This window comes from Vibrio tetraodonis (genome assembly GCF_003350295.1).
In the GTDB taxonomy this organism is placed as follows: domain Bacteria; phylum Pseudomonadota; class Gammaproteobacteria; order Enterobacterales; family Vibrionaceae; genus Vibrio; species Vibrio tetraodonis.
In genome coordinates this window covers 13,427-31,281 of sequence record NZ_QLYY01000022.1, presented here as the reverse complement: position 1 = coordinate 31,281, position 17,855 = coordinate 13,427, and the positions used below count along the sequence as shown (strand labels likewise).

Annotated in this window: 14 protein-coding genes and 9 tRNA genes; 10 read left to right on the top strand and 13 right to left on the bottom strand. The window is 43.6% G+C overall.

Features of this window, described 5'->3' with window-relative positions:
- Positions 1–35: 35 nt before the first annotated feature.
- Genes DPF90_RS16715 through tldD form a run of 8 tightly spaced genes read left to right on the top strand, consistent with a single transcriptional unit; the run spans position 36 to position 10,727 of the window.
- Positions 36–1,079 (top strand): rod shape-determining protein, encoded by a 1,044-nt coding sequence (locus DPF90_RS16715; RefSeq protein WP_114787462.1) that lies wholly within the window; start codon positions 36–38, stop codon positions 1,077–1,079.
- A 57-nt stretch (positions 1,080–1,136) separates the two neighbouring features.
- The gene (gene mreC / locus DPF90_RS16710) at positions 1,137–2,024 is read left to right on the top strand and encodes a rod shape-determining protein MreC (RefSeq protein ID WP_114787461.1); all 888 of its coding nucleotides are present in this window, start codon (positions 1,137–1,139) and stop codon (positions 2,022–2,024) included.
- Between the two features lie 16 nt (positions 2,025–2,040).
- Entirely contained in the window at positions 2,041–2,502 is a 462-nt protein-coding gene (gene mreD / locus DPF90_RS16705) for a rod shape-determining protein MreD (RefSeq protein WP_420855782.1), read from the top strand.
- Between the two features lie 2 nt (positions 2,503–2,504).
- Entirely contained in the window at positions 2,505–3,065 is a 561-nt protein-coding gene (locus DPF90_RS16700) for a Maf family protein (RefSeq protein WP_114787459.1), read from the top strand.
- A 23-nt stretch (positions 3,066–3,088) separates the two neighbouring features.
- Positions 3,089–4,558 (top strand): ribonuclease G, encoded by a 1,470-nt coding sequence (gene rng / locus DPF90_RS16695; RefSeq protein ID WP_114787458.1) that lies wholly within the window; start codon positions 3,089–3,091, stop codon positions 4,556–4,558.
- A gap of 7 nt (positions 4,559–4,565) precedes the next feature.
- On the top strand, positions 4,566–8,441 hold the full coding sequence (locus DPF90_RS16690) for a YhdP family protein (RefSeq protein ID WP_205395200.1): 3,876 nt from the start codon (positions 4,566–4,568) through the stop codon (positions 8,439–8,441).
- 12 nt (positions 8,442–8,453) lie between these two features.
- Positions 8,454–9,272, top strand: coding sequence for a carbon-nitrogen hydrolase family protein (locus tag DPF90_RS16685; protein WP_114787457.1), 819 nt, complete (start codon positions 8,454–8,456; stop codon positions 9,270–9,272).
- Positions 9,273–9,281: 9 nt separating this feature from the next.
- On the top strand, positions 9,282–10,727 hold the full coding sequence (gene tldD, locus DPF90_RS16680; RefSeq protein ID WP_114787456.1) for a metalloprotease TldD: 1,446 nt from the start codon (positions 9,282–9,284) through the stop codon (positions 10,725–10,727).
- A gap of 100 nt (positions 10,728–10,827) precedes the next feature.
- On the opposite strand, the gene DPF90_RS16675 is transcribed toward tldD, so the two are convergent.
- The 12 genes from DPF90_RS16675 to mutY all read right to left on the bottom strand — a co-directional run bounded on the left by DPF90_RS16675 (position 10,828) and on the right by mutY (position 14,690).
- Positions 10,828–10,903: transfer RNA gene (locus DPF90_RS16675), tRNA-Asn, on the bottom strand.
- Between the two features lie 6 nt (positions 10,904–10,909).
- Positions 10,910–10,985, bottom strand: a tRNA-Thr gene (locus tag DPF90_RS16670).
- A gap of 35 nt (positions 10,986–11,020) precedes the next feature.
- Positions 11,021–11,096, bottom strand: a tRNA-Asn gene (locus DPF90_RS16665).
- 5 nt (positions 11,097–11,101) lie between these two features.
- A tRNA-Thr gene (locus DPF90_RS16660) sits at positions 11,102–11,177 on the bottom strand.
- 50 nt (positions 11,178–11,227) lie between these two features.
- A tRNA-Phe gene (locus DPF90_RS16655) sits at positions 11,228–11,303 on the bottom strand.
- 326 nt (positions 11,304–11,629) lie between these two features.
- Positions 11,630–11,705, bottom strand: a tRNA-Asn gene (locus tag DPF90_RS16650).
- A 37-nt stretch (positions 11,706–11,742) separates the two neighbouring features.
- Positions 11,743–11,818, bottom strand: a tRNA-Phe gene (locus tag DPF90_RS16645).
- Between the two features lie 7 nt (positions 11,819–11,825).
- A tRNA-Thr gene (locus DPF90_RS16640) sits at positions 11,826–11,901 on the bottom strand.
- A gap of 51 nt (positions 11,902–11,952) precedes the next feature.
- A tRNA-Phe gene (locus DPF90_RS16635) sits at positions 11,953–12,028 on the bottom strand.
- A gap of 103 nt (positions 12,029–12,131) precedes the next feature.
- On the bottom strand, positions 12,132–13,268 hold the full coding sequence (mltC, locus tag DPF90_RS16630) for a membrane-bound lytic murein transglycosylase MltC (RefSeq protein ID WP_114787455.1): 1,137 nt from the start codon (positions 13,266–13,268) through the stop codon (positions 12,132–12,134).
- Positions 13,269–13,342: 74 nt separating this feature from the next.
- Positions 13,343–13,615, bottom strand: coding sequence for an oxidative damage protection protein (locus DPF90_RS16625; protein ID WP_114787454.1), 273 nt, complete (start codon positions 13,613–13,615; stop codon positions 13,343–13,345).
- Between the two features lie 19 nt (positions 13,616–13,634).
- Positions 13,635–14,690, bottom strand: coding sequence for an A/G-specific adenine glycosylase (gene mutY / locus DPF90_RS16620; RefSeq protein ID WP_114787453.1), 1,056 nt, complete (start codon positions 14,688–14,690; stop codon positions 13,635–13,637).
- A 181-nt stretch (positions 14,691–14,871) separates the two neighbouring features.
- Here mutY and trmB point away from each other — a divergent pair, with 181 nt between their 5' ends.
- Entirely contained in the window at positions 14,872–15,591 is a 720-nt protein-coding gene (trmB, locus tag DPF90_RS16615; RefSeq protein ID WP_114787452.1) for a tRNA (guanosine(46)-N7)-methyltransferase TrmB, read from the top strand.
- A gap of 98 nt (positions 15,592–15,689) precedes the next feature.
- Positions 15,690–16,610, top strand: a complete 921-nt coding sequence (glsB, locus tag DPF90_RS16610; RefSeq protein WP_114787451.1) for a glutaminase B — start codon at positions 15,690–15,692, stop codon at positions 16,608–16,610.
- Between the two features lie 58 nt (positions 16,611–16,668).
- On the opposite strand, the gene hemW is transcribed toward glsB, so the two are convergent.
- On the bottom strand, positions 16,669–17,847 hold the full coding sequence (hemW, locus tag DPF90_RS16605) for a radical SAM family heme chaperone HemW (protein WP_114787450.1): 1,179 nt from the start codon (positions 17,845–17,847) through the stop codon (positions 16,669–16,671).
- Between the last annotated feature and the right edge of the window lie 8 nt (positions 17,848–17,855).

Genomic DNA, 17,855 nt, shown 5'->3' with positions numbered 1-17,855 from the left:
TCTATCTTCTAATTCTTTCAGGACGAGCGAAGAATATGTTCAAAAAACTTCGTGGCATATTTTCTAATGATTTATCTATCGATTTAGGTACTGCCAACACTCTTATTTACGTCAAAGGACAAGGTATTGTTCTTGACGAGCCTTCAGTCGTCGCTATCCGTCAAGACCGTAACAGAGCAGGTAAAAGTGTTGCTGCTGTGGGACACGGAGCGAAACAAATGCTTGGTCGTACTCCGGGTAACATTTCTGCCATTCGTCCAATGAAAGATGGGGTGATAGCGGACTTTTATGTCACCGAAAAAATGCTGCAGCATTTCATTAAACAAGTTCATGACAACAGTGTGTTAAAACCAAGCCCACGGGTTTTGGTTTGTGTTCCTTGTGGTTCTACTCAGGTTGAGCGTAGAGCGATTCGCGAATCGGCGCTTGGCGCTGGGGCTCGTGAAGTTTATTTGATTGATGAGCCAATGGCGGCTGCAATAGGTGCCGGTCTTCGAGTTTCAGAGCCTACGGGGTCCATGGTGGTTGATATTGGTGGCGGGACCACAGAAGTCGCGGTCATTTCGTTAAACGGCGTGGTGTATTCTTCGTCTGTACGTATTGGCGGAGACCGATTTGATGAAGCCATCATTAACTATGTTCGTCGTAACTACGGCAGCTTAATAGGTGAAGCGACAGCAGAAAAAATTAAGCATGAAATCGGTTCTGCTTATCCTGGTGATGAAGTCGAAGAAATAGAAGTACGCGGCCGCAATTTAGCTGAAGGTGTACCACGAAGCTTTAGCTTAAACTCCAATGAAATCCTCGAAGCATTGCAAGAACCTCTAACGGGTATCGTTTCTGCCGTTATGGTTGCTCTAGAGCAATGTCCACCTGAGCTTGCGTCTGATATTTCAGAAAATGGTATGGTTCTAACTGGTGGTGGCGCCCTATTAAAAGACCTTGATCGCCTTCTAACTGAAGAAACAGGCATCCCAGTTGTTATCGCTGAAGACCCATTAACCTGCGTTGCGCGTGGTGGTGGTAAAGCGTTAGAAATGATCGATATGCATGGCGGCGATCTTTTCAGTGAAGAATAATCAAATAGGCCTGAATTAACGTCAGGTCTATTTGAGTGAAAAAGGAACTCATATTCAATGAAGCCGATTTTTGGCAGAGGACCTTCACTTCAGTTACGGTTGTTTTTTGCGGTCATTATGTCAGCCAGCCTTATGCTGGCTGACAGTCGTTTAGGTGCTTTTGCCGAAATACGCTATCTTCTCAATAGCATGGTGGCGCCCATTCAATACTTGGCAGATGTTCCTCGCGTTATATTTGATGATGCGTATGAGCGATTTAATATTCGCCAAGACTTTATGGAAAGCAATTACAAACTTAAACGTGAAATTCTGCGTCTTAAGAATGACATGTTACTGCTTGATCAGTATCGAGAAGAAAATCAACGTTTGCGTAAACTGTTAGGTTCTTCATTTGTACGTGATGAACGTAAAGTGGTGACTGAAGTGATGGCGGTAGATACTTCACCCTATCGCCAGCAAGTCGTAATTGATAAAGGTCAGATAGATGGTGTGTATGTCGGGCAGCCCGTTGCCAATGAGAAAGGAATTGTCGGGCAAGTGACTTTTGTCTCAGCGCATAATAGTAGAGTGCTTCTGCTGACTGACAGCCAAAGTGCGATCCCTGTTCAAGTCATTCGAAATGATATTCGTGTTATTGCCTCAGGTAATGGCTCGATAGATCGGATTAACTTGGATCATATTCCCATTAGTTTGGACATTGAGGAAGGGGATCTGCTGGTTACATCTGGTCTTGGTGGGGTTTATCCAGAAGGCTACCCTGTTGCCCATGTGGTTAATGTTATGCGGGATACGGCACGAGAATTTGCGGCAATCGAGGCAGAACCTGTTGTTGATTTTGAACGTCTGCGCTACTTACTCCTCGTTTGGCCAAATGATTCTCGACAGCATAAAATTCAACAGGCATTGCCGCAAAACACGCAAGAGGTAACCGCTGGTGGCGAATAGTGTCTTGAAAGGCAAAATGGTTATTGCCTTTTCATTTTTAATTGCTTTAACCCTGCAAACCATTCCATGGCCGGGTGTTTTTGACTTATTGCGCCCCTCTTGGCTACTCTTGGTTACTTGCTACTGGGTGCTGGCTTTACCTCATAGAGTGAACGTTGGTACCGCTCTGGTACTGGGGCTTCTCTGGGACCTTTTGCTCGGCTCTACTCTAGGCATACGTGGCATGATGATGTCTATCGTTATTTACCTAGTCGCACTGAACTTCTTAGTATTGAGGAACATGGCACTTTGGCAGCAAGCCATACTGGTTGGTTTGCTTTCTATGATGTTAGATGTGCTTATCTTCTCTGGTGAATACTTGGTTCAAGAGGTGGCATTTAATCCATTATTACTTTGGAGTGGTCTTATCAACGCCATTCTTTGGCCATGGCTGTTTTTATTGATGCGAAGGATCAGAAGACATTGGCATGTGAGGTAAAAATGGAACAGAAATTAATATTGGCTTCGGGCTCACCGAGGCGCAAAGAGTTATTGTCACAGCTAGGCTATCAATTTAGTGTTATCCGAACCGATGTAGAGGAGTCTCAAAGTTTGGATGAAACACCGACACAATATGTTGAACGTCTTTCTCAAGATAAGGCTTTAACCGGGTTAGAGATAAAGAGTGACGCTGTGGTGATCGGTTCAGACACAATCGTAGTGTGTGACAACAGGGTAATGGAGAAGCCCAATAATCTGGACCAGGCTAAGCAGATGCTGATGTCATTGTCTAACCGCGCTCATCAAGTGATGACGGCCGTGACTATAGTAAGTAGTGAGCAACAAGAGACGATAGTTGTAACTACCGATGTTTGGTTCAAGCCTCTGTCAGAGGAAGAAATTGAACAATATTGGCAAACGGGTGAACCGTGTGACAAAGCTGGTGCTTATGGAATTCAGGGGATTGGAGGACGTTTTGTAACACGTATTGAGGGTAGTTATCATGCCGTAGTCGGCCTACCATTGTTCGAAACAGACCAGCTCTTGCACAAATTCTTATAATTTTAACATATTGAGGTGTACTCATGAGTGCAGAGTTGTTAATCAACGTCACCCCAAGCGAAACTCGAGTCGCTATGATTGAAGGGGGTAGCCTTCAAGAGATCCATGTAGAACGGGAAGCAAAACGAGGCATTGTTGGTAATATCTATAAAGGCAAGGTGAGCCGTGTTTTACCCGGTATGCAAGCAGCCTTTGTTGATATTGGTCTTGATAAAGCTGCGTTTCTTCATGCATCCGATATTGTTCCTCACACAGAGTGTGTTGCTGAAAATGAAAAGCAGCAGTTTCAAGTTCGAGATATCTCGGAATTAGTCCGCCAAGGCCAAGATATAGTTGTTCAAGTTGTCAAAGATCCTCTTGGCACTAAAGGTGCTCGTCTTACTACCGATATTACGCTTCCCTCTCGCTACCTAGTTTTCATGCCTGGTGCCAGTCATGTCGGTGTCTCACAACGGATTGAAAGCGAAGAAGAACGTAATCGTCTAAAAAAAGTAGTAGGTCATTATTGTGACGAGGAGGGCGGGTTTATTATCCGTACCGCAGCAGAAGGTGCTGATGATAAAGAGTTGTCCCAGGATGCCGCTTTTCTGAAACGTCTTTGGTCTAAGGTCAATGAGCGTCGTGCTAAATATAAAACTCGTTCTACTTTGTATGGCGAGTTAGGGCTTTCACAACGAATTTTACGCGATTTTGTCGGTACAGAGCTGACCAAAATATTAGTCGACTCGCGATTAGAATTTGAGAACCTAAAAGTGTTTACCTCAGAATACGTACCAGAGCTTACCGATAAGCTTGAACTTTATGATGGTGATAAGCCAATCTTTGATATGTATGACACCGAAAACGAGGTGCAGCGTTCACTAGAGCGCAAAGTGGAGTTGAAGTCGGGCGGCTATCTTATCATAGATCAGACAGAAGCAATGACAACGGTTGATATTAATACTGGAGCTTTTGTTGGTCGCCGTAATTTAGAAGAGACTATCTTTAATACTAATATTGAAGCCACTCAGGCAATAGCACGTCAACTGCGGTTACGGAATCTAGGCGGCATTATCATCATCGACTTTATTGACATGATGTCTGAAGAACACCGTAAGCGAGTACTTACTTCATTAGAGATCGCTCTTAATAAAGATAGAGTAAAAACGAATATTAATGGGTTTACTCAGTTGGGTTTAGTCGAAATGACCCGTAAACGAACCCGAGAGAGTATTGAACATGTTTTATGTTCAAGCTGCCCCACTTGTGAAGGGCGAGGTAGTGTTAAGACAGTCGATACTGTGTGCTATGAAATTTTGCGAGAGATCACCAGAGTGAATCGAGCATATGAGGCGGACAAGTTTGTGGTTTATGCCTCTCCTGCAGTGGCAGATAATTTGCAGGGTGAAGAGTCTCACGCATTGGCGGAATTAGAGGTTTTTATTGGAAAGCAGGTTAAAGTGCAAGCTGAACCTTTATATGTTCAAGAGCAATTTGACGTAGTCATGATGTAGGCTGTTTGTGAATAGACTAACGACTCAATTTATTCTTCGAGGACTTTCGTGGCTAGCGGTTGTCCTCTGTGTCACTTTAGCTGTGTTTGTCACAACCTTGAGGATAGCTCTACCACAACTTAACCATTTCAAGGGAGAAATTCAGCATTGGGTCAACCAAGGTTCGCAGCTGGACTTTGAAATTGACCAAATCAGTGGTTTTTGGCGTAACACCCATCCTTCAATATCTCTTAAAAATGTTCGGGCGAATACACCCGAGTCGAGTGGCATCCATTTTTCTGTACAAACGGTTGAAGTTGAGTTTGATCTCATCCAATCGCTGTTAGATATGAGACCTGTGATAGCCGATCTTAACATGTACCAACTTAATTTAGATTTAAGTTCAATTACATGGGCTGAATCTGATGGGACAAAGGTATTGCAGCCGAAAACAGAGCAGCGAAGCGTGATTGAAAAACTCGATCAGTTGTTGCTACGTCAGCTGGATAGTTTTCTTTTGCAAGACTCGAAAATCCGGCTCCAAGGAATTGATGGTTCAGTTCGAGAGCTTGATATCAGTCAGTTGTTTTGGCAAAACAGGGGACGAAATCACATCGCAGATGGTGAGATTAGTATTGTGGATACCAATCTAAACTCTGCACAAGTCAAAGCGAATTTTGTTGACCATGGTTCTTTAGCTGATGTTAGTGGCGAGTTTTATTTAGCCGTCGACAATGTATTAGTCACACCATGGCTAACCCAGTACTTGCAAACAGAAACGGGTATTGAGAGAGGCCAAGTCAGCCTCAATAGTTGGATAAATCTTGAGCATAATCAACCCGTCAGCGCTTATGTTGAATTAGAACCGTCGGAACTGATTTGGCAAGAAGGTCAACAGCATGAGCTGATTATTGAGTCAGGGATTTTACAACTAGAACCAAGTGTACAAGGTTGGCAAGTTAATGCTCATGGACTTAAGCTACGAACCGATCATGAGCCTTGGCCTGAGCTTGATGCTGCGTTTAGATGGAAACCTGAAGATTGGTCTCTAAATGTGTCACAGCTTGATCTCAAGACTATCTCTCCTCTAGCCAAGCTTTTCCCAGACTCAAAACAAGTATCGCAACTACTAGAAACAATAAATGTTGGGGGGACTCTTGAAGATATTCGCCTCTCAATGAAAGGCTCAGATCTTGATTCACTCAAGTATTCGATGCAGCTTCATGATGGGTCGATGAAGCATTGGGAGCTATTACCTGGTATCAAACATCTTTCAGCTGATATATCCGGTAGCCGTTATCAAGCTAGTTCAAAGGTCACTATTATCGATGATGTTTTACCTTATGGTGATGTATTTCAGGCGCCGCTTAACATTAAACAAGGTGAGCTAGATATTGTATGGCAAAGCGATACTAATGGTTGGTCGGTATGGGCAGATAAAGTTACGTTGGCGACCCCTGACCTTCAAGTCTTAGGAGAGTTTCGCCTTGATTTTCCCAAAGATAAAAGTCCATTCCTATCTTTTTATACTGAAGCAGATCTTTATAATGCCGGAGAAATTTGGCGTTATTTACCAGCATTAGCTCTAGGGCGTGATTTAACCGATTACCTATCGAGTGGCATTCAAGCGGGTAAGGTAAAAACTGCCAAACTACTTTGGTATGGCGAATTAGGTGACTTTCCATACAGCAATAATAATGGTGTATTTCAGGCATGGGTCGGTCTTAACAATGCCAAATTTAGCTTTGATACCGCTTGGCCAACCATTACCGATTTGCAGCTTGATTTACTCTTTCAAAACGACTCGCTTTATCTCGACTCTCATGGTGCAACTCTCACTGATATCAAAGCAACGCGTATTAAAGGGCAAATACCAAGGCTTGGGCGTGGTGGACACATAGAAATAGAAGCTAGTGCAGCGGGACAGGGTAATTCAGTAAGAGATTATATGATGTCATCTCCCTTGGTTGACTCAGTTGGCGCTGCATTGACCACGGTCCAAGTAAAAGGGGAAGTGAAATCAAGTTTTAAACTCAATGTACCTTTTGATTCTGAAAAGGAAGTTCGAGCTTGGGGTTATGCAGATCTGACCAATACTAAAGTTGCGATTAAAACCCCAGAAATGAATCTAGACAGGGTGTCAGGACGTATTAAGTTTGATAATGATGTCGTTCGTGCTGCGGGGTTAACAGGTAGGTTACTAGAACAACCAGTTGCATTGGATTTTAGAGGAGAAAATGCAGAACAAGGGTACGATGTTAATATCGACGTGGTTGGCGATTGGGAGCTGAAACCTTTAGCTTCTTATCTTGGCAAACGCTGGATAGATCCAGTTAATGGCCATGCCCCATGGCAAATGGGCATTGCTATTCAACTTGATGATGTTGGATTTGCTTACCAAATTGATGCTAATGCTGATCTAAACATGGTATCTAGCGACTATCCGTATCCTTTCAAAAAAAAGCTCAATCAAACTTGGAAAGCGCGTATACAAGCTTCAGGGAACCAAGAAAGTATCAGCGCTCGTTTGCAATTACCCAACCTTAAATACCAAACCGAAATTGATATTCGCCCAGAGACCCCTGTGCTCAAAGCCACGAATCTGGTCCTTGGTAAAGGTAGCTTTAAAATCAGCCCGATTTCTGGTCATCACGCGCAGGTTCGTCTAGATAAGCTCAACTTTGACCAGTGGGTGGATTTGATATCCAACTCGGACAGTGAAGGCAAAGCAGCCTTAGACAGTATGAATACGCCAGAAATTCCCATGCCTCATCGTATTGATCTTGATGTTGAGGAGCTAACGTTGGGAGGTATTTGGTGGAATGACGTAGATTTCAGAGCCAAAAGGAAGAACTTGGGTTGGCATATGAGTCTAGAAAGTCAAGAGGCAGCAGGGGAGGCAAACTATATAGCGCCTTATGACCTTTCTGTATCTTTAGATAGACTACATGTCTATGTTCCTGCTTTAGATAAAGAATATAAAGATGTCACCTTGTTTAAAGCGGGAAGAGATCAACAAGAACTTATTAGTGACTTTGAACGTTCTTTCCATGAGCATATTCCCAACATTACCTTAGCCATCGAGGACTTTTGGCTGCAAGGATATAAAGTTGGCAAAGCCTTTTTGGATCTTGAACGCCATGGGGAAGTGCTTGAATGGAAAAAGTTAAATTTTGAGACTGGTCGGAGCAAGGTCGATTTGAGCGGCTCGTGGCGACTTGGTGAGCAGCAAAGCCATACTCAGTTTAATATTAGTATGTCGGGAGAAAATAATAGTGATGTTATGGAGCGTTTTGGCATTACTTCTGGGATCCAGCAGGCCCCATTTGATCTCGATTCTAAAGTCGAATGGGATGGCTCACCATGGTCGATGAAAGTTAATACCCTTGAGGGTCATGTCGCTATGAAGTTAGGCAAAGGCCAAGTGACAGGTGCTTCTGGAGCGGCAAGGCTTTTAGGCTTGTTTAGTCTAGATTCCATCATACGTAAGATGCAGCTGGACTTTAGTGATGTGTTTGATGGCGGAATGGCATTTAACTCCATAAACGGAAGCGGTGATATCAAAAATGGAATATTCCTTACTAATGATATCAAAATGGATGCTTTGGCGGGTGAAATGACAATTAAAGGTCTAGCGAACCTTAACTCTAAAACCGTCGATGCAGAAGTTAATTTTGTACCCGATATTACTTCGGGAATTCCAGTTCTTACAGCATTTGCAGTGACACCTACAACGGCTTTGTATGTTCTAGCAATCACAACGGTGATATCTCCGGTGGTTGAAGTCTTTACCCAAGTTAATTATGAAGTTAAAGGGCCACTTGATAATCCTGAGGTTAAGGAGCTATCGAGGAGTAAAGGAGAGTTTGAGTTACCAGAAACTCTGCGCGAAGCGATTAAATAGGGAAAATAAACCATGCCCAAGATAGCAATTATTCAGATGACTTCTGGGCCAGATCCACAAGAGAATCTGGCCTATATTAAGCGTCAGGCGACATTGTTGGCCGAACAAGGTGCAAAGCTCATTGTTACACCTGAAAATAGCTTGGTCTTTGGAAATGGTGATAATTATCATAAGGTTGCAGAGCTATTGGCTGAAGGGGAGCTTCAGAGAGAGTTATCACAGTTAGCAAAATCTACTGCGACCTTTCTGGTTATTGGGAGTATGCCGATTCGCCGAGCAAAAGGAGTAACGACGACATCCTTGGTATATAATTCCCAAGGTGAGTTAATGGCACACTATGACAAATTGCATATGTTTGATGTTGATGTTGCGGACTCTCACCAGCGTTATCGGGAATCTGAAACATTCACGCCAGGGGATCAAATAGTCACAGTTAATACTCCCGTTGGTCATCTAGGTTTATCAATTTGCTACGATGTGCGTTTTCCTCATTTATATAGTGAATTGGCTCAGCGAGGAGCCAATGTTTTATTGGTTCCAGCAGCCTTCACGGCAGTGACGGGGGCGGCGCACTGGGAATCACTGCTACGTGCCCGTGCAATTGAAACTCAAAGCTGGATTATAGCGTCAAATCAAACTGGCACTCATCCATGTGGTAGAGAAACTTGGGGGCACTCAATGGTAATATCCCCATGGGGAGAGGTTATTTCAAGTTTAAGTAACCTTCCAGACAATCTGATCGTTGACTTGGATTTAGACCGAGTTGAAGCAGTGCGCTGTGCGATGCCAACACTCAAGCACATTCGCTTTGAAACCCATTTAAATGTTTAAGAGCTAACTATGACAATAAATCATGTAGAAGAGGCATTGCTATCTTCAGGGGGCCTGACCGCACAGGACATAGAACAAACTTTGGCAAGTATTGCCACGCGTCAGATCGATTATGCCGACATTTATTTTCAGTCGAGTTGGCACGAGTCATTAGTTCTTGAAGACAGTATTATTAAAGACGGCTCTTTTAATATCGATCGTGGTGTCGGTGTTAGAGCGGTTGCTGGTGAAAAAACAGGCTTTGCCTACTCGGATCAAATCCAGCTAGACGCACTTAAACAAAGTGCTCTCGCGGCAAGAGGCATTGCTCAGCAAGGTCAGAGCGCTCAAGTTCAGGCTTTGAAACCGAGCAGCAACCAGCAGGTATATGGTGCTGTGAATCCATTGGAAAGTTGGCAAAAACAACAAAAAACCCAGCTGCTCAAAGAATTGGATGCTTATATTCGAGCTAAAGAGCCCCTGATTAAAGAAGTATCGATAAGTCTCAGCGGTGTACATGAACAAATACTCGTTGCTGCAACCGATGGTACATATGCAGGTGATATTCGCCCATTGGTTCGACTATCAATTAGTGTCCTAGCTCAGCGTGGTGAGCGTCGTGAACGAGGCAGCTCTGGTGGCGGTGGACGGTTCAACTATGATTTTTTCCTCACTCAAGAACAGGGCAGTAAAGTCGCCTACCAATATGCAGATGAGGCAATCCGCATGGCACTGGTTAACCTTGACGCAGATGCAGCGCCTGCTGGAGCTATGCCAGTAGTATTGGGTGCAGGTTGGCCTGGTGTGTTACTGCATGAGGCTGTTGGACATGGATTAGAAGGGGACTTTAACCGTAAAGAGTCGTCAGTTTTTAGTGGTAAGGTGGGACAGAAAGTCACGTCGGAGCTTTGCACGATTGTCGATGATGGGACTTTGAGAGATCTCCGCGGTTCACTCAACATTGATGATGAAGGTGTTGCTGGTCAGTACAATACTCTGATTGAAAATGGTGTATTGAAGGGCTATATGCAAGATAAGCATAATGCCCGCTTGATGGGGGTAGAGCCGACAGGTAATGGACGCCGTGAGTCTTATGCGCACTTACCTATGCCTCGTATGACTAACACTTATATGCTGCCCGGAAAGCATACTCCTGAAGAGATAGTTTCTACAGTAGAGAAGGGGTTGTACGCACCTAACTTTGGTGGCGGACAAGTTGATATTACCTCTGGTAAATTCGTATTCTCAACCTCAGAAGCTTATCTGATCGAAAAGGGCAAAATCACACGTCCAGTTAAGGGAGCGACTTTAATAGGCTCAGGCATCGAAGCCATGCAGCAAGTTTCCATGGTAGGTAATGATTTGAGCATAGATCGCGGAGTTGGTGTATGCGGTAAGGCGGGTCAGAGTGTTCCTGTTGGAGTAGGACAGCCAACGCTTAAGTTGGATTCCCTGACGGTCGGCGGTACTGACTAGTCACTCTAATATGGGTTGGCATAGTCCGCCAACCCTAGAAGATATAATTGAGCTAAGTGTATAAAAAAAGCCTCATCAAATGATGAGGCTTTTTTAAAAGTGGCTCCCCCTGCGGGACTCGAACCTGCGACATACGGATTAACAGTCCGCCGTTCTACCAACTGAACTAAGGGGGAATTATATGGTGCCGACTACCGGAATCGAACTGGTGACCTACTGATTACAAGTCAGTTGCTCTACCTACTGAGCTAAGTCGGCACTTTATCAATGATAATAATCACTGAGTTTAGATATGGCTCCCCCTGCGGGACTCGAACCTGCGACATACGGATTAACAGTCCGCCGTTCTACCAACTGAACTAAGGGGGAATAAATGGTGCCGACTACCGGAATCGAACTGGTGACCTACTGATTACAAGTCAGTTGCTCTACCTACTGAGCTAAGTCGGCACATTTTATTTCTTATTGCTGGATACTTGACACCAACAATGTATAAATTGTGGTGCCCGGAGGCGGAATCGAACCACCGACACGAGGATTTTCAATCCTCTGCTCTACCGACTGAGCTATCCGGGCAACGAGTTGTATTAAACGGTTTTTCGTCTTTGAGGTCAATATTAAATTGCAAAAAAAATATTGTTTGCTGATTTTCTATACTTAGTGGGCTGTTTTTACTCATTTAGTGAGAAAAGTGTATAGCCTGTATTAAAAGTTAACATTCAAAGCATAGAAAATGTTGGAGCAATATCGCGATAAAACCTGTATTGAACTCAGACTTCTTTGGCTTGTGATGGCAAACTATTGCCAAAGCTGGTTCATTTGACAATCGATGTGTTTAAAGTATTAAGTCTTAATACTTTAGATATAAAAAAGCCTCATCATTTGATGAGGCTTTTTAAAAGTGGCTCCCCCTGCGGGACTCGAACCTGCGACATACGGATTAACAGTCCGCCGTTCTACCAACTGAACTAAGGGGGAATTATTTGTGTTACCTATCAGGTAAAGCACCAAATAATGGTGCCTCGAGGCGGAATCGAACCACCGACACGAGGATTTTCAATCCTCTGCTCTACCGACTGAGCTATCGAGGCAAATAAATGGTGCCGACTACCGGAATCGAACTGGTGACCTACTGATTACAAGTCAGTTGCTCTACCTACTGAGCTAAGTCGGCACACTTTATTTTGTTACTGCTTGTGAATAAACACCAGCAATAAATAAATTGTGGTGCCCGGAGGCGGAATCGAACCACCGACACGAGGATTTTCAATCCTCTGCTCTACCGACTGAGCTATCCGGGCAACGGAGCGCTATTAAACGGATTTTCACTCGTGTCGTCAACTTGTTTTTAGAAAAAAATGTAAAAAACGAGTTGAATGCCGATAATTTAGACACTTTGTGTCGTTATGATTTGCCTGCGTTAAAATCCTTTTTAAATTTTGTTACTTTTTCAAGGTAACGACGCGCTTCCGCATTGGGGTGTTTTTTAGTTAACGCCCAATAAACTTGATTGGGTTGCAGCGAGTTAAGATCACGCATCGCCCGTTTTCTATCGCCGCGATTAAATGTATTTAATACTCCTCCCGTGCCACCGTTATAAGCTGAAATCATGCTGTATTCTAACGAGGTTGGATGTTGTACATCCTTAAGGTAGCGGTTTTTCAATATGTAGAAATAGGCGGTGCCTGTATCAATGTTATTTTCCGGATTAAACAGGTATTCAGGAGAGGGTTGGCCTGATGTCTTCTTGACTAATTTGAACACATCACGTCCGGCTGTTTTGGGTACAACTTGCATTAACCCATAAGCATTAGCCCAACTGACTGCATACGGGTTAAAACTGCTTTCGGTTTTAATAATGGCGTAAATCAAGTCTTCAGGAATACCGTAGCGGCGCGATGCTCGCTGGACAATATCCGCATACTTATAGCTGCGAATTTCGACTTGCTCTTCAACCATGGGTATTTCAACGTAGTATGCCTTTTTAAAGTCGACATCTTTTATTTTGAGCTTATTGGCAATCAAATAATCGGCGAAACGGTTAGCGCGCCATGACCATTGAATGGGTTTGTTATCCTGATCGACAACCTGTTTGTATAAAAACGGCTCTCCCTCTAGTTTGATGTTTTTAGAGGAGAATAAATCGACATTCGCGGGGTCGTCTGGAGTGAGTAAGGTAGTGATAATAGCGTTTTTGAGGTGGCCTTTAGGATCCGTTGGCGAAACTGTCTCTATGATAATCGTGCCTTTGTTGAAGTTAACTTCAGAGCGGCTGAGATAGTTATCTATATATTTTACGTAGTTACTTTTGCCCGCAAATTTAATTTCTTTTCGACCCCAACGTTTTGCGATATTGCCGGAAAAGCTGTCGATCAATGCATCCAGCGCTGCGGTATCTTTTTGAAATTGTCCCGGTAATTCAGCCAGGTGCTTTGCAAAGCGATTCGTCGGTTCATAGTTTACGTCATAGATGCTCTCGATAAATTCACGGCTGCACCCAGTAAGAACTATGGCTAACAAAAAATAAGCTAACTTATTCATATAAATCCTAAAAAAATGGCATCAAGTATGAGTTTTGATGCCATATCGCTATGTTTAATTCTAAGGCTTATTGCCTACTCACTTGGTGGAGTATAGCCTTCAATATGAACATCTTTGCCTTCAAACAAGAAGTTGACCATTTCCGTTTCTATCAGTTTTCTGTGCTCAGCATCCATCATGTTGAGCTTTTTCTCGTTGATAAGCATGGTTTGTTTGTGTTGCCACTCAGCCCAAGCCTGCTTGGAAATATTATCAAAAATCCGTTTACCAAGTTCTCCTGGGTATAGCTGAAAATCTAATCCTTCAGCGTCTTTTTGTAGTCGAGCACAAAATACGGTGCGGCTCATAGTGGCTCCTTCGAGTGGTTTAGTTGTGAAGTTCTGCAGGTAAGCTATCCAATAGTTGTTTCACTGGCGCGGCTAAACCTACCTCTTCCGGTTGTGATAAGTTATACCAAAGACCTTTGTTTGCTTCCATAACGATATCAGGTTGCTTCGATAGGTCCACCAAAATTGGGGTGATATCGAGATGGTAGTGACTAAAGGTATGGCGAAATGCGATCAAATGATGATGGCGTATAACTGTGCTCTCTTTAATCTGGCGCTGATCTAGAGTGTTATCAAGCTCTTGGTTCGGGCTTTCTGGAAAACAGAACAACCCTCCCCATATTCCAGATTGTGGGCGTTGTTCAAGCCAGACATAGCCTTGATAGTGAATGATTACAAACCAAGTTGCTTTGATGGGCTTGTCTTTTTTAGGCTTTTTACCCGGATAATCAAGAGGGTTACCTTGCTGGTGTGCAACACAAAATGAAGAAACTGGGCAAAGGGTGCATTTGGGTTTGCTTCGCGTACACACCATAGCTCCCATATCCATCATCGCCTGATTGTATTTATCTGTATCTTGGTGTGGCGTATGTGTTTGTGCATGCTGCCACAATTGGTTTTCAACCTTCTTTTGACCAGGCCAGCCTTCGACAGCAAAGCAGCGTGCCAAAGTGCGTTTCACATTTCCATCTAAAATTGCATGAGGCTGCTTGTACACAGAGGAGAGAATGGCAGCAGCCGTCGAGCGGCCAATGCCAGGCAATGCATTCATTTCATCAATATTCAGTGGAAACTCGCCTTGATACCGATTTGCAACCATTTGAGCGGCTTTGTGTAAGTTTCTTGCTCTTGCATAGTAACCTAAGCCTGTCCAAAGGTGCAGAACCTCATCTTGATTCGCGTTGGCCAGATCTAAGACGGTTGGGAATCGCTCTAAAAAACGTAGATAGTAGGGAATTACCGTAGTTACCTGTGTTTGCTGAAGCATAATTTCGGATAACCATACGCTATAAGCAGTTTTATTTTGTTGCCATGGAAGGTCTTTTCTTCCATAGCTTTCATACCATGTCAGAATGGCGTTGGCAAAAGGGGTCACGACTTGCTCAATATTATTGTGTAGTTAGGTAAAATTGCATCACAGAATATGGGTAAAGTTCAACCGATAAAGAGTAAGGGTTTATTCTATGCCAAATACATTAAAAAACTTGCACCAGTGCTGATTCTTTGGATAATCACAATCCCCTAAAGTCGAGAGCAATTTTTAAACAGGCAAAATCATGAGTGAAGTGACCACTAACGAATACAATCAAGACGGTAAGCTGATACGGAAAGTACGCAGTTTTGTGCGCCGTGAAGGTCGGTTAACCAAAGGTCAGGAAAACGCAATGAATGAATGTTGGCCGACGATGGGGATCGACTATCAGCCAGAACTTCTTAATTGGAAAGAAGTGTTTGGTAATGATAACCCCGTCGTACTTGAAATTGGCTTTGGTATGGGTGCGTCTTTGGTTGAAATGGCAAAAAATGCACCAGAAAAGAACTTCTTAGGTATTGAAGTTCATAGTCCAGGTGTTGGTGCCTGCCTTTCTGATGCTCGTGACGCTGGTCTGACAAATCTTAGAGCCATGTGTCATGATGCGGTGGAAGTATTTGCAAATATGATTCCAGATAGCAGTCTTTCGACTTTGCAGTTGTTCTTCCCAGACCCTTGGCATAAGAAACGCCATCACAAGCGTCGTATTGTTCAACTAGACTTTGCTGAGATGGTCCGTCAGAAATTGACCATCGGAGAAGGCGTCTTTCATATGGCAACTGATTGGGAAAATTATGCCCAGCATATGATTGAAGTGATGAATCAAGCGCCAGGATATGAGAATATCGCTCAGGATGGTGACTTTGTTCCTCGCCCTGAAGATCGTCCTTTGACCAAGTTTGAAGCTCGTGGTCATCGCCTTGGACATGGTGTTTGGGATATTAAATTTAGACGTGTTAGCTAAGTCGCCCGCATATTAATGTGAATGAGGAAGCCAGCATCAAGTGTTGGCTTTTTTTACCCTACAAGAAAAATAATAAGCCTTTACAAAATAGGTAAGCAATGAAACCAACAAAAGAGATATTAGCCGATATTTTACAAGAAGTTCGGCCATTGATCGGACAAGGGAAAGTGGCTGATTATATTCCTGCTTTAGCAAACGTTCCTGCGAAAAAACTGGCGATCGCTGTTTTTACCAATCAAGGAAAGGTGATTAAAGCTGGTGATGCAGATGAAGCCTTTTCCATCCAATCTATTTCAAAAGCGTTAAGTTTAACCTTAGCCATGGATATCTATACGCCAGAAGAAATCTGGTCCCGAGTAGGTAAAGAACCGTCAGGGCAGGCGTTCAACTCTCTTATTCAGCTCGAAATGGAACAAGGCATTCCGCGAAATCCTTTTATTAATGCAGGGGCGATTGTTGTCGCGGATATGTTGCAAAGCCGCTTGTCAGCACCTCGTCAAAGGCTGCTTGAATTTGTTCGCCAACTCTCTGGTGACACTCATATTTGCTACGACAAAGTCGTTGCGGCATCAGAAATGATGCACAGCGATCGTAACGCCGCGATTGCTTATTTGATGCGCTCATTTGGCAATTTCGATAATGATGTTATTCCCGTATTGAATAACTATTTTCATGCATGTGCCTTGAAAATGAGCTGTGTTGATTTAGCAAAAACCTTTAGTTATCTGGCCAATAAAGGTACGTCTGTTCAGACTGGCAAACCTGTCGTGACCCCAACTCAAACCAAACAATTGAACGCATTGTTGGCAACTTGTGGTTTATATGATGGTGCTGGAGAGTTTGCTTATCGGGTAGGAATGCCGGGTAAGTCTGGTGTTGGTGGAGGTATTATTGCCATAGTGCCTGGAGAAATGACCATTGCGGTTTGGTCTCCAGAGCTTGACCCTTCAGGAAACTCTTTGGCCGGCACAAGGGCATTAGAGCTTTTGTCAGAGCGCATTGGACGTTCGATCTTTTAGTATTCAAAATCGCGACTACATGGTATCAAACATCCCGCAGTAATACGGGATGTTTGTATTAGTCACTATCCACCATAAACGCTTCTAGCAAGTCATTAAGAAAGAGTTTACCTTTTTCTGTCACTTGCCAGTGTGTTTCGCTTTCGCTGATGTAGTTCATACTGATAGCCCAATCCATGGGCTTTCTTATCGCTTCAAAGCTAAGGCCTGTCGTGCTTTGAAAATCTTTCTGAGGGCAAGCTTCGAGAAGGCGGAAGCGGTTCATAAAAAATTCAAATGGGCGATCGTCTAGTGCCACTTCTTCCTCATTGTAGAGGTAGGGTTTAACCATATTATCGTAGGCGGCGAGGTAGCCCTTGGGATGCTTGATTTTAGTCGTGCGAATGATTCGCCCATCAGCAAAACTAAGCTTACCGTGAGCCCCGCAACCAATACCTAAGTAATCGCCAAAGCGCCAATAATTGAGGTTATGTTGGCACTGATGATCAGGCTTACTGTAACCAGAGATTTCATACTGCACGTAGCCAGCCTCAGTAAGCTTTTGGTGTCCTTGTTCGAAAATGTCCCACAAGGCATCGTCGTCAGGTAAGGTTGGGCGCTTGTAATGAAATAGTGTATTGGGCTCAATGGTCAATTGATACCAAGACAAATGAGGTGGTGAGAGTTCAATCGCTTTTTCTAAGTCGTTTAAGGCTTGGTCAAGTGATTGATCCGGTAGACCGTGCATTAAGTCGAGGTTAAAGCTGTACAAGCCTATGTTATGAGCCAGCTTGGCGGCATTTACCGCTTCATCTTGACCATGAATACGGCCAAGCTTATTGAGTTTGGATTGCTCAAAGCTCTGCACGCCAACTGATATGCGCGTGATGCCTGCTTTTTGGTACCCAACAAAGCGCTCAGCTTCAATCGTACCCGGATTGGCTTCCATGGTTATCTCAATACCAGATTTAAACGGAATTCTCGTTTCTATGCCTTGAAGTAGCTCGGCGATTCCCTTTGCTGAAAATAGGCTAGGGGTGCCACCACCGATAAAAATAGAGTGCAGTTGTCTCGGGTTCGAGCTTATTTGATAACGCTCTATATCTGTATCGAGATCTTGCAGCAGTGCAGCAATATAATCTTGCTCTGGGATATCCGCTTTTAGTGCGTGAGAGTTAAAGTCGCAGTAGGGGCACTTTTGTACACACCATGGAATGTGTACATAAAGGCTTAATGCTGGAGGTATTAATTGACTCATTTCAGGCA